The 11731-nt window shown below is 58.5% G+C and carries 13 protein-coding genes and 1 pseudogene; 10 read left to right on the forward strand and 4 right to left on the reverse strand.

Annotated features, from left to right (window positions below; genetic code table 11):
* Window positions 1–4: 4 nt before the first annotated feature.
* Window positions 5–526 carry a GNAT family N-acetyltransferase gene (locus NMB39_RS11935; RefSeq protein ID WP_057025571.1) on the reverse strand — a complete coding sequence of 174 codons (522 nt, stop codon included), beginning with the start codon at window positions 524–526 and terminating at the stop codon, window positions 5–7.
* Between the two features lie 366 nt (window positions 527–892).
* Here NMB39_RS11935 and NMB39_RS11940 point away from each other — a divergent pair, with 366 nt between their 5' ends.
* Together NMB39_RS11940 and NMB39_RS11945 are read left to right on the forward strand one after the other, a co-directional pair.
* Window positions 893–1702, forward strand: a complete 810-nt coding sequence (locus NMB39_RS11940) for an AraC family transcriptional regulator (protein WP_057025572.1) — start codon at window positions 893–895, stop codon at window positions 1700–1702.
* A gap of 98 nt (window positions 1703–1800) precedes the next feature.
* Window positions 1801–2424, forward strand: a complete 624-nt coding sequence (locus NMB39_RS11945; RefSeq protein ID WP_057025573.1) for a LysE family translocator — start codon at window positions 1801–1803, stop codon at window positions 2422–2424.
* A gap of 17 nt (window positions 2425–2441) precedes the next feature.
* On the opposite strand, the gene NMB39_RS11950 is transcribed toward NMB39_RS11945, so the two are convergent.
* On the reverse strand, window positions 2442–3005 hold the full coding sequence (locus NMB39_RS11950) for a hypothetical protein (RefSeq protein ID WP_367236814.1): 564 nt from the start codon (window positions 3003–3005) through the stop codon (window positions 2442–2444).
* 75 nt (window positions 3006–3080) lie between these two features.
* Window positions 3081–3170 (reverse strand): annotated as a pseudogene (locus tag NMB39_RS11955) (DUF159 family protein); the annotation flags it as partial.
* A 149-nt stretch (window positions 3171–3319) separates the two neighbouring features.
* Here NMB39_RS11955 and NMB39_RS11960 point away from each other — a divergent pair.
* From NMB39_RS11960 to NMB39_RS11995, 8 genes are all read left to right on the forward strand, one after another.
* On the forward strand, window positions 3320–4204 hold the full coding sequence (locus tag NMB39_RS11960) for a manganese catalase family protein (protein ID WP_494339195.1): 885 nt from the start codon (window positions 3320–3322) through the stop codon (window positions 4202–4204).
* 67 nt (window positions 4205–4271) lie between these two features.
* Window positions 4272–4436: a hypothetical protein gene (locus tag NMB39_RS11965; protein WP_156422425.1), complete on the forward strand. Its 165-nt coding sequence runs from the start codon at window positions 4272–4274 to the stop codon at window positions 4434–4436.
* Complete coding sequence (locus NMB39_RS11970; RefSeq protein ID WP_057025576.1) at window positions 4436–5365, forward strand: ZIP family metal transporter; 930 nt, start codon at window positions 4436–4438, stop codon at window positions 5363–5365. Before NMB39_RS11965 ends, NMB39_RS11970 begins: the two co-directional genes overlap by 1 nt.
* Window positions 5366–5531: 166 nt before the next feature.
* Window positions 5532–5693: a hypothetical protein gene (locus NMB39_RS11975; protein WP_164484442.1), complete on the forward strand. Its 162-nt coding sequence runs from the start codon at window positions 5532–5534 to the stop codon at window positions 5691–5693.
* A gap of 5 nt (window positions 5694–5698) precedes the next feature.
* Window positions 5699–6016 (forward strand): hypothetical protein, encoded by a 318-nt coding sequence (locus NMB39_RS11980; RefSeq protein WP_046068601.1) that lies wholly within the window; start codon window positions 5699–5701, stop codon window positions 6014–6016.
* 152 nt (window positions 6017–6168) lie between these two features.
* Window positions 6169–6909 carry a hypothetical protein gene (locus NMB39_RS11985; RefSeq protein WP_057025577.1) on the forward strand — a complete coding sequence of 247 codons (741 nt, stop codon included), beginning with the start codon at window positions 6169–6171 and terminating at the stop codon, window positions 6907–6909.
* A gap of 142 nt (window positions 6910–7051) precedes the next feature.
* Window positions 7052–7321 carry a hypothetical protein gene (locus NMB39_RS11990; RefSeq protein ID WP_124356155.1) on the forward strand — a complete coding sequence of 90 codons (270 nt, stop codon included), beginning with the start codon at window positions 7052–7054 and terminating at the stop codon, window positions 7319–7321.
* A 135-nt stretch (window positions 7322–7456) separates the two neighbouring features.
* Complete coding sequence (locus NMB39_RS11995) at window positions 7457–9568, forward strand: TonB-dependent receptor family protein (protein WP_494339194.1); 2112 nt, start codon at window positions 7457–7459, stop codon at window positions 9566–9568.
* Window position 9569: 1 nt separating this feature from the next.
* On the opposite strand, the gene NMB39_RS12000 is transcribed toward NMB39_RS11995, so the two are convergent.
* Window positions 9570–11390, reverse strand: a complete 1821-nt coding sequence (locus NMB39_RS12000; protein WP_494339193.1) for a sigma-54-dependent Fis family transcriptional regulator — start codon at window positions 11388–11390, stop codon at window positions 9570–9572.
* Between the last annotated feature and the right edge of the window lie 341 nt (window positions 11391–11731).

An 11731-nucleotide genomic window follows, 5' to 3' on the forward strand; every position in this document is an offset into this window, starting at 1 on the left:
GTGCCTACCGGGAAACGTCGTGGCACATCACGATCATTCCAATTTCGGCTATGTCGGTACTGAAGGGGATTTCGCCCGACGCCCTAAATCCGAAGCTCTCATAGAAGCGCTGCGCGTTTGAGTTGGTCTTCAGTACGTCCAGCCATAAGAAACCTTCATTGCGATTTTGCGCCGCGTGTTGGATGAACTGGAGAAGCTGCTTTCCGTAGCCTTTACCCGCCTGAGACTTAAGGAAGTAAATTTTCTGGAGTTCGGCGCCAATCTGATCAGACATTGGGATGGGCTTGGACCAGTTGACCTTCGAAAAGCCTACGGCCTCTTCCTTCTCGTTGAGTGCAATGAGCCAACAATGATGGGTAGGCGATTCGATAGATTTCTGCAGTTTACATGCTGAGAAATCTTCGCTCAGGAAGGTCTGTAGCCCTGCATCGGTCCAGATATCAGAAAAGTGTTCTTTGTAAGTCTCTATGCCGATGGCTTGGAGCGTTTGAAGGTCATCAATTGTTGCCTCTCTAATCGTGATCACTGTCCTGCTCCTTGCACTGAATGACTTTAATCAATACCGGCAACGCTCTACTATTTCAAGCTCAAGGTAATCATGGATAGGCCATACCCTCGGTCGTCAGTGCCTGAGTTGTCCCCCATGGGGGTAATACCCTCCGATAAAAACGGGATATAGTCATGAAGAACATCTTCTTCGCGACTAAGGACGGTGATCATGAATTTCAAATACCTTTTGCCCCTGCTTCTGCTGGCCGGCTGCGTTCAGGAGTCTCTGAAACCCTTGTATTTGTACCCCAGCCAAGTGAGTCAGGAACTTGGCATTTAAACGCATGTACAGGCTCCATCGTTGCAGCATGCTCCTTGTGCGGCATTGGGCGTAGGGAACACGATGAAGAGCGCACCATTCAATTTATTGCGTTGCCAAAAGGTCGGTGTGGAAGCCGTGAAGGCGGACACCGCGCTCAGCTTTGGACGGCACACCCACGAGCAGTTCGGTGTTGGTCTTATCGATCGTGGGGCGCAGAAGTCAGCCAGTGGCCGGGGCATGGTTGAAGCGGGTGCGGGCGATATCATCACCGTCAATCCAGGTGAAGTGCATGATGGCGCACCGCTCGGCGACAACGGGCGTGCCTGGCGGATGCTGTATCTGGACCCTGCGATCATCCTCGAACTGGGCGCTGACATTGATGAAGGAAGGCTTTGCTGCGCCGTAGAGTTCGCCCAACCCACAGTCCGTGACGAGTGCATGGCGGGGCTTTTTCGAACGCTTTTTCATACGATGACCGAAGGCGGCAATAACCCTGATGAATTCGCAGCGGACGAAGCACTGTTACTTTTCATCGCGGGCTTACTGCGGCCAAAACCTGGCGCCGAGCGTGCAATACCTAGTGGGATTGCATCAGCTCGCGCCATGATCGACGACGCCCCGGCATCAATGTTGACCCTCGCTGCACTGGCAAACGAAGCTGGCCTGAGCCGCTATCAGTTCTTGCGCGGTTTCACTCGGGCTACGGGGCTTACACCCCATGCCTACCTCATACAGCGACGAATCCATCACGCGCGCCAACTAATCGGCCGCGGCGTCCGGTTGGCCGAGGTCGCCGCAGACAGCGGTTTCTCTGATCAGAGCCATATGACAAGGCTGTTCGTACGTTGCTTCGGTATATCACCCGGCGCTTATGCAAAGGCGTTCGATTGATTCAACGTTGCTGCAATTTTATTCAAGACGCATAGACCACTGTGAGTGAGGATCGAGGCTGAATATCCCTCCATATCCCTCACAAAGGCGCTGGTGCCATGAATACCGAGTTTCTTCTTACGTCCCTGATCATCATTGCTTCACCTGGGACTGGTGCGCTGGTCACTTTGGCCGCTGGCTTGTCGCGGGGACCCCGGGCGGCGGTCATCGCGGCCCTGGGTTGTACGCTGGGCATTTTGCCCCACATGCTCGCAGCGATTACGGGCCTGGCTGCTCTTCTACATACCAGCACCGCTGCTTTTGAAGCGCTCAAATACGCTGGAGTCGCCTACCTGCTTTATATGGCATGGATGACGCTCAAGGCCGACGGTCCATTACAACTGGATGCCGATAGCTGCGCCCAATCCGATTGGGGGGTGATCCGGCATGCCATCCTGGTGAATCTGCTTAACCCCAAGCTGTCGATCTTCTTCTTTGCCTTCCTGCCACAATTCATTGGCCAAAACGTCGAGCAACCCACTCTGCTCATGCTGCAACTCTCGTTCATCTTCATGGCAATGACATTCATGGTGTTCATCGGCTACGGAGTATTTGCCGCGGGTGTTCGCGGCCGCATTCTGGCGAATCCAGACATACTCAAGTGGATGCGCAGGAGTTTTGCCGCCGCTTTTGTAGGGCTCGGAGTCAAGCTGGCTTTTGTCCAAGGTAATTCGGTTTCATAAGCACCGACCGATTCGATTCAGCAGTTGAACACCGGCGCATAACGCTCTTCGCGCTTTTTGAAGTGAATCGGCGCCATGGGGACTTTTTCACCGTTGACGAAGATATCCGGAAAGGTCAGCGTGAAGTCGTCCATGTCGCCTTTACCCAAAGCTGTGCCTTTAATCGAGGACGTGGATATTTGCTTGGGGTCGAACCCAGTTTTCAACTGCTCAATACTGACCTGATAGGTCTGCCCCGAAGCCAGTTTCACGGTTACGTCAGGCGAGGCCGCACTCACCCAAAGCGATGTGGCGGCGTTGCCCAGATGCGGTTTATACAGGCGACCGAACAGGCGAAGTTCTGTGTCGGTAGCCCTCACCTTACCCGGCCAACTGAGTGTCCCCGGCGGGGCCACATACACCAGCACGCGAACCCAGTTGAGCTCCTCGGACAGTGGCGTAAAACTGATTGCGGCGTGTGCACCCGGGCAGGTTCGTGAGAGCAGGGCATTCTGGCCCACCGACGATTCCGGATGCAGGTAGGGCCCCGTGCTGCACCCCGCGACCAGTGCCAACAGCGAACACAGCAGGTATTTGTTCATCGCGCATTTTCCTTTGCTATCTGGGTATCGCGTGCATTAAAGCATTTATATCGCGCTGGGCCGTGCACGGCAGATAACCCGGGTGTTGACTGCTGCGGCGCGGTCTTTGGCCCAGTGGGGACGCCACCCCCACCGTACCGGATCAGCGTGCAGCAGATCTTCCTGCCTGGGTTTCTACATCGGCTCTTCGACCGCTTGTCACCCACCGCCAAATCTATTTGAAATTTTGCCCGACGGGCCACTTCAGATAACTGAGAGGACGCAGTCGACGTCTTGCCGATTGAGTTTCGTCTTCCAGCCTGAGGAGATTTGTCATGTTTTTACATAACAAGCGACTTCAATACACGGTACGTGTTGCAGAACCCAATCCGGGGCTTGCCAACCTGCTGCTCGAACAGTTTGGCGGCGCCAATGGCGAGCTCGCCGCGGCATCCCGATACTTTACCCAGGCCTTGGCCGAGGATGACCCTGGGCGTAAAGACTTGTTGATGGATATTGCCACGGAGGAACTGAGCCATCTTGAAATCGTCGGCTCCATCATCGTGATGCTCAACAAGGGCGCAAAGGGCCGAGTGGCCGAAGGTGTGGAAGAGGAGGGCGAGCTGTACCGGGCGATTAACGGCGCGGGCAACGATTCGCATATCACCAGCCTGCTCTATGGCGCCGGGGCGCCGTTGACCAACTCCGCTGGGGTGCCTTGGTCAGCCGCGTACGTCGACACCATCGGTGAGCCGACGGCCGACTTCCGCTCCAATATCGCCGCAGAAGCGCGCGCCAAGATTGTTTATGAACGCTTGATGAATGTTACGGACGACCCCGGTGTCAAGGAGGCGTTGGGGTTCTTGATGACCCGCGAGATTGCCCATCAACTCTCGTTTGAAAAAGCGTTGCATGCCATTCAACCAAACTTTCCTCAAGGGAAACTTCCGGGTATGCCGGAGTTCACCAACGTTTACTTCAATATGTCCCAGGGCGCTGAGAGCACGCGCGGGCCCTGGAACCAGGGGGACGATTGGGAGTTCGTCGAGCAGCCAGGGCCGGCTGTCGATGGAGGGGACGGTTCTGCGAGCGTTAACCTGGATGCCGATGATGAAGCGCTGCTAATGGACATGCAAGCCAGGACGATGTCGGACCCGGATTCAGACCCGATTACCGGTGCTGATCTCGGCTCGGGCGGCCAACCTGACATGAATGTTTGAGCAACCATTGCCGCACGCCCGTAGTGGCGTGCGGCCCAAGCTGAAAAATTATAATCAGGAGATTCCCATGAGTCGTGATCACGTGAATATGGCTTCGACTTCAGTTACAGCATTGGACGCTCTATTCCGCTCGGCAGCCGCTTCGTTCGAGCGTGATGCTGGGCGTATTGCCCAGCAACTGGCGTTGATGAAACGTCCTGCGCGGCGCGGTTCAATCAAGCGGGGCGGCTGATGTCGGAATTGACCACGGCGCCTGAAGGCTTGAAGAACGGCTGGGTCCAGCGTGCTGCGCAGTTGGGCTGGTCAGGAAGGTTATTCTGGACGGTTCTTGCGACGGTCACTGTCCTGCTGCTCGTTTGCGGGTATAGCGCGATTGTAGATGCCGATAAAAACCACCTTCGCTACGCCGTATTGGGGGGCGCGAGTGGTTTTGTCGCGACGGCAGCCGGTGCCATCGCTGCAATACTTTTGCGTGATATCGGCGCGAAGACCCAGGATGTGATGCTGGGGTTCGCCGCCGGGATGATGCTTGCAGCGAGTTCCTTCTCATTGATCCTGCCAGGCATTGACGCTGCTCAAGCCATCAGTGGCAATCAGCTGTTGGCCGCGGGCGTCGTCGTGTTGGGGCTTGCCCTTGGCGTTGCGCTGATGGTCGGACTTGACCGCTTCGTACCTCACGAACATGCCGAGATTGGACGCCAAGGTCCACAGACCGAGCGCTTCAACCGTGTCTGGTTGTTTGTTCTTGCGATCACGCTGCATAACCTGCCCGAGGGCATGGCCATTGGTGTCAGCTTTGCCCATGGAGACCTGACCGTTGGCATGCCCCTGACAACCGCTATCGCCATCCAGGATATTCCTGAGGGCCTGGCAGTGGCACTGGCGCTGCGCGTGACCGGCATTTCGGCATTGCGCGCCGCGCTTGTTGCCATCGGCTCCGGACTGATGGAGCCGCTGGGCGCTGTGGTCGGCCTGGGGATTTCAAGTGGATTTGCCTTGGGTTATCCCATCGCATTAGGACTTGCCGCAGGGGCGATGATTTTTGTCGTGTCTCACGAAGTCATTCCAGAAACCCACCGCAATGGGCACCAGACATCTGCCACATTGGGGTTGATGTTGGGCTTTGCGGTGATGATGTTTCTGGACACGGCGCTTGGTTAGCATGGGCAGTGGCTGTGTGGCAGGCCATTGCCGTCAGCAAGGCGCCAAAAGCTGCGCAAACACGTATCGGCATTCCCTATTTGTGAATGACATCACGATGCCTCTATGATCAGCACGCGCCCGGCATCGGGCCGCTGAGCCTCAACCCCCTTTGAAGGATACGAGCATGGACAAGTACTTCGATAATTCAGGCCTTTTCAAACGCACTTCGTATGAAGGCAATGCCTCCCTGGACGCCAGCATCACTGGCTGGGAGCTGAAAAATATCGCGCTGAATACGAAGGAATTTTTGATATGTCCAAAGAACTACTCGGAGTTTTTGCTTTAGGGTTGATGGTGATCGGGGAGTTTTGTGCAATCTACAGCGAGGTGGTAACCGCCAGGCTGGCCCACACCGGTGGCGGCTCCTGGGGAGCGTTTGTGCTGCCCGTCGTGGTGATGTGTTTTGCCGGGTTTTGCCTGCTGGGCGCCTATTGGCTGGGGTACAGGGCGGTGGGTGACATCTGGATTGTCACCGTGGTCTCGGTCACGTCCTTGTTGCTGCTTGAGCCAGTGGTGGTGTGGTCGCTGTTTCATGAAGCGCCAGGGCGCGGCGCGCTGGTCGGGTTTTGCCTGGGCGCCTTGGGCATGCTTGCCACGATACTGCTTTAACGCACCCGTTCATCCAGTGCCGGGTCAGATCAGCGCCTGTAGTCCTATGCTTATCTGACCCGTGCGGCTGCACTTTTTTCCATTCTGCTGATCTATCCCTGTCCCGGCCACCCGACTCCCGCGGGTAGCCCACAGAATCAGACCCGGTGCCGATGGATCGAACGTCAACTGTTTTTACCTCGCTATGGCCGCTGTTGTTGGCTGTGGTATTCGCGCTCTGCGCAGTGGGCTGCAGCCAGCAACAAGGCCGCGATATCGCCAGGCAGTTCAGCAGCGGCAAGCCCGATGAGTTCTTCCAGACCAGCGTCGACCGCATGGCGACCCTGGGCATGCGCGACAACCTGCAAAGCCTCTACTTGCTGATGAGCAAGCTCTATCTGCGTAACCCCAACCAGTGGCGCCAGTCGGGTTACCCGGATGCGGTGAGCGCTGCGCGGGAAATCCGCCAGGCCATCGAAAACCGTCAACCCTTGCCCGCACTGGGAGACCGGCGTGATTTGGCCGCGCTGAGTTATTCGTTGAGTCCCGACTTTCGTGGCGACCGGGTCGGTGCGTTTATCTACGCGATCGGCAGCATGCTCGTGACCGCCCACGGCGGGCGCACGCAGTTTTATGTGACTGACTCGATCAACCCGCAGTTCGTCAGCAATGCCGCACGCAATATCGAAAAGGCCACCTGGCTGCTCAGCCAACGCCAGGATGCCAACGGTGTATTGCTGCTGTTTTCCAATGAGATATCGGAAGAGGGCAGCAACCTCAGTTTCGCTGTCGAGTTCGGCAAGATCGTCGCGCGCCTCGACTTGCTCACCGAAATCCTCGATGAGCGTTACCGCCGCATCGGCCTCAATTACGCACAAAGCCTGTTGCTGATGAATTTTCTGCCGGTCCAGTGAGACGCGACAACGCGCATAAATAGCTCAAACGGTGCGGTGTTTCCCTTTCCACTGTAGGAAGCGGCCTATCTTGCCTCCTGCTGCTTGAAACGCGTCCCTGCGGGCAATAGCCTCGGATTTTTCTTAAACACGAGGCCCTACCTTGGGTAAACGAAAAACGGTTTGGCCCACGGATCGCGAAATACGTTTGCGGTTTATCCTCTTCGCCGTGATCGATGCGGCGACTGTCCAGGGCGTCTCTGCCGAGTTGCTGTTGCCGGCCCACAAGCTGCTGCGTGACTCGCCCACGGAGGCCCAGTTGCGCGATGCACTGGGTGAGATTCTGGCCACGGAGCAAATGTGCGGTTTCCGCTTCCCGGCAGGATCGGAGGCCGATGATCTGATGCGGGCTTTGGCGGCGCCGGACGGCTAAATCAGGTTCGATACTGTTTTGAACGCCGCCTGGTCCGTCAATAAGGCGTGACTTGGCGGGCGTGCCTGCCTTCCCATCACTGTTCGCGTGGTGGGCCCGGCCTGCCACGCTCCTGAATTCCAAGGACCCGCGCCAATGTTGCTGCGTCAACCCCCGTTCCTTTTTGCCGCCCTGACTCTCAGCTCGCTGGTACAGGCCGAAGGCCTGCAATTGGCGCCGGTCGAAGTCACCACCACTGAGGCCAGCGCTGGCGAAATCGCCCAGGCGCAGCTCAACAGCGTGCCCGGCGGCACCAACTACATCGATATGAGCAGCGTGCAACAGGGGCGTGTCAGCACTAACGAAGATGTGTTCAAGTACCAGGCCGGGGTGTACGCCAAGGCGGCGAATAACGAAGGGGTGAAGTTATCCATTCGCGGCTCGGGCTTGAACCGCAGCCCGGGTGCCCATGGCTCCGGCCTGTATGAGATGTTCGACGGCCTGCCGCTGACTGGCCCCGGCGGCACGCCCTATGAGCTCAAGGACCCGCTGTGGCAAAGCCGGGTGGAAGTGCTGCGGGGCGCCAATGGGTTCGATCAGGGCGCATTGGCCTTGGGCGGTTCGGTCAATTACGTCACCCACACCGGCTACGACGCGCCCAAGCTGCAAATGCGCTACGAGGTCGGCAGTCGCGGCTACGCCCAGCGCGAGGTCAGTTCCGGCCAGGTGCTGGGGGATGCCGACTACTACATCAGCCTTACCGATTCAGAGTCCGACGGCTACCAGCACCAGAGCGCCGGCACCGGCAAGGGCATTGCCGCCAACTTTGGCTACCGCTTCAACCCGGACCTGGAAACGCGTTTCTACCTGCGCTACCGCGAAACTACCAACGATTCCCCCGGCAAGCTCACGCGCTACCAGGTCAGCCATGACCCACGTGCCGCCAACAGCGTGAATGCCGCTCGCGATTCCAAACGCCTGCAACCGGGCTCTACCTGGATCGCCAACAAGACCACCTTGCAACTGGACGACGCATCAAGGGTCGAGGTCGGGCTGGCCTATCATGACTACCCCATGGACCTGCGCGAAGGCAGCAACCGCCTGAAAGTCGCCTACACCGATATCAGCGGCACCCTCAACTACATCCGCCAGGACAGCCTGTTCGGCCATGCCAGCAGAACCACCGTCGGCCTGCGTACCACCCAGGCGATGCCCAACAATGGCGCCTCCGAGTACGTACGCACCCCCACTGGCAATACCGCCAGCTACGCCCCCGGCACCAAGACCCGCGACTACAGCTACCTGGGGTCAGACACCGTGCTGCACATCGGCAACGACCTGGAGCTGGTCCCCGACCTATGGCTCACCACCGGCCTCGCCGCGATCTACACCCGCCGCGAAACCCAGGTGACTTACCCCGAGGGCCAGGCCCCGCTCAGTCAGCATGACTGGGACTACGCACCGCGCATCGGCCTGCGTTACGACTTCACCCCGCAATTGCAGCTGTACACCAACCTGAGCCGCTCGGTGGAGCCGCCCCATGCCTGGTCGATGATCTGGGGTTCCAACAAGTACTTCAGCACCGGACCCGCGAATGGGCTGGCACGCGAAGGCGTCAGCCTGAAGAACCAGACCGCCACCACCCTGGAAGTCGGCGGGCGCGGCGAAGCCTGGCTCGGCCAGTGGGACCTGGCCCTCTACCGCTCCGAAGTACGCCACGAACTGCTCTCCGTGGAAACCCAGGCCCAGACCTCCACCAGCAATGCCGTTATCGCCGAATCCAACGCCAGCCCCACCGTGCACCAGGGTGTGGAACTGGGCCTGCTCAGCCCGTTATGGGACGGCGGCCGCAGCGGCAAGCTCGACCTGCGCCAGGCCTACACCTTCAGCGATTTCCACTACCGCGACGATGAGCGTTTCGGTGACAACACCCTGCCCGGCATCCCCAAGCACTACTACCAGGCGCAGGTGCGCTACAGCCACCCGACGGGTTTCTACACCAGCCTCAACACCGAGCATGCTTCACGGGTTGCTGTGGACTACGCCAATTCCTACTATGCCGCGGCCTACACTACCTTCGGTGCCACCTTCGGCTACGACGCACCCAAACAGGACTGGCAAGCCTGGGTCGACTTGCGCAACCTCACCAACCGTCGTTATGCCAATACCGTTACGCCGGGTTACGACGACAAGGGCATGGACGCAGCACGCTCTACCCCTGCCGATGGACGTGGTGTTTACACCGGTGTGTCTTGGAGTTGGCGTTAAATCAGCCTTCGTGCTGGCGCAGGCGTTTGTACAGGGTGTTGCGGCTTACCCCCAGTTCCCGCGCCAGGTGGGAAATATTTCCGCCCACGGCCTCAAGGCGTTGGCTCAGATCCAGGTTGTCATCCAGGCGCTCACGTGTAGACAGCGGCGCCGCCTCTTTTAGATCGACAAAAAAATCATCGGGCAGATGCTCCGCACGGATCGGCTGCTCTTCGGCCATTGCCAGTGCCACCTGTAACACGCTGCTCACCTGGCGCAAATTCCCCGGCCACGGATGTTGCTCGAACAACCCCAGCACCTCGGCACTCAGCCCGGCCCACTGGGTCGGCTCGCGGTGTTGCTGCCACAGTTGCTGAAACAACGCCTGCTTGTCGGTACGCTCGCGCAACGGCGGCAACTCCAGGGTCAGGCCGCCGATGCGGTAGTACAAGTCCTCACGAAAACGCCCGGCCTGCACCAGCTCACGCAGGGCCCGGTTGGTCGCCGAGATAATGCGCAAGTCCACCGGGAACACCTCGCTGCTGCCCACCGGTTGCACGCAGCGCTCTTGCAACACCCGCAACAGCCGGGCCTGGGTCGGCAATGGCATATCGCCAATCTCATCGAGGAACAGCGTGCCCTTGTCCGCTTTGCGGATCAGGCCGATGCTGCCTTTCTGATTGGCGCCGGTGAAGGCGCCTTTTTCATAGCCGAACAGTTCCGATTCCACCAACTCAGCGGGAATCGCCGCACAGTTCACCGCGATAAACGCCTGGCGGCTGCGGGAACTGGCCTGATGCAGGGCCTTGACGAACACCTCTTTGCCCACGCCGGTCTCGCCGTGGATCAACAACGGAATGTCCTTTTCCAACAGGCGCTCGGCCTGGCGCACGGCTTTTTCCACCCGTGCATCGCCAAAATGCAGGGTCTTGAGGTTGATCGAGGTCGGGGTTGGCGGCGGCGTCGGTTCATTGAACACCCGCGCTTGCACCGGCATCTGCGTGGGCCGCTTCAACAGGCACTGGAACCGATTGCGTCCCGCGGCCTGCAGCGAGAACGGCAAGCCCTCCGGCTGGTTGAGCAGCTCCAGCAGCGAGACCTTGAACAAACGATCGATCATCACCCGCGACAGGCTGATACCCAGCAGGTTGTCCGCACGCCGGTTGGCCGACAGCACCTGACCGCTTTCATCGAAGATCAACAGGCCGGCCCACTGGCTGTCGAGGTTGCTCAAGCCGGTATTGAACGTCAGTTGGAAATGTTCGCCGCGGAACAGGTTGAGGATCAGCCGGTTTTCCACGGTCTGACTCATCATCTTGACCATGCCCAGGGTGTGGGAGGGCGGCAGGTAGCTGTCGCTGGACACATCCAGCACCGCGATGATTTCGCGCTGGGCATCGAAAATGGGGGCGGCCGAGCCGGTCATGAAGCGGTTGGCCTTGAGAAAGTGTTCATCGTGTTCGATATGCACGGCTTGGGCGCAGGCCAGCGCGGTGCCAATGGCATTGGTGCCGCTGGAACGCTCCTTCCAGCTGGCGCCAGGGCTGAAACCACGGGCCAGCTTGGGCTCGATAAAGCGCTGGGTGCCCCACGAGGTCAGCACCTGGCCCTGGTTGTCGGCCAGCATGATCAGGCAGTTGGAATTGCTGAGGATGTTCTCGTAGTAGGGCAGCACTTCCTGGTGGGTGGTCTGCACCAGTGAATGCTGGCTCTCCAACAGTTGGCGAATGCCTTCGGCGGGGAGTTGGTCAAAGCTGGGAGCGCTCTGGTGATCCAGGCCAAAGGCGCGGCAACGGCGCCAGGAATCCTGGATAAGGGTGTCGTGAGCCAGTGGTTCGGCCATGGTGCGACCTTCATTTTTATTGTTATTGGATGTGCACATTCAACCATTGAAATGAGTTCAAGTGTGGGAGGGGGCTTGCTCCCGATAGCGGTGTGTCAGTGAAAAGATGCTGACTGATACACCGCTATCGGGAGCAAGCCCCCTCCCACATTTTTACCCTGTGTTGGTCATGAGAGTGTTGTTCAGAACTGTTCATTGTCAACCCCGAAAGTGTTCAGTTGTTCAGCCACTTTGTTCACTCCTGAACATCCCCATTAACCCATTTCCTTACGCATCAAGCGCTTGCAGTTTTGGCACGAAACTCGCTCTGACGACTGGCCAGATTCATTCCAATAATAAAA

The organism is Pseudomonas sp. FBCC-B545 (assembly GCF_059134095.1).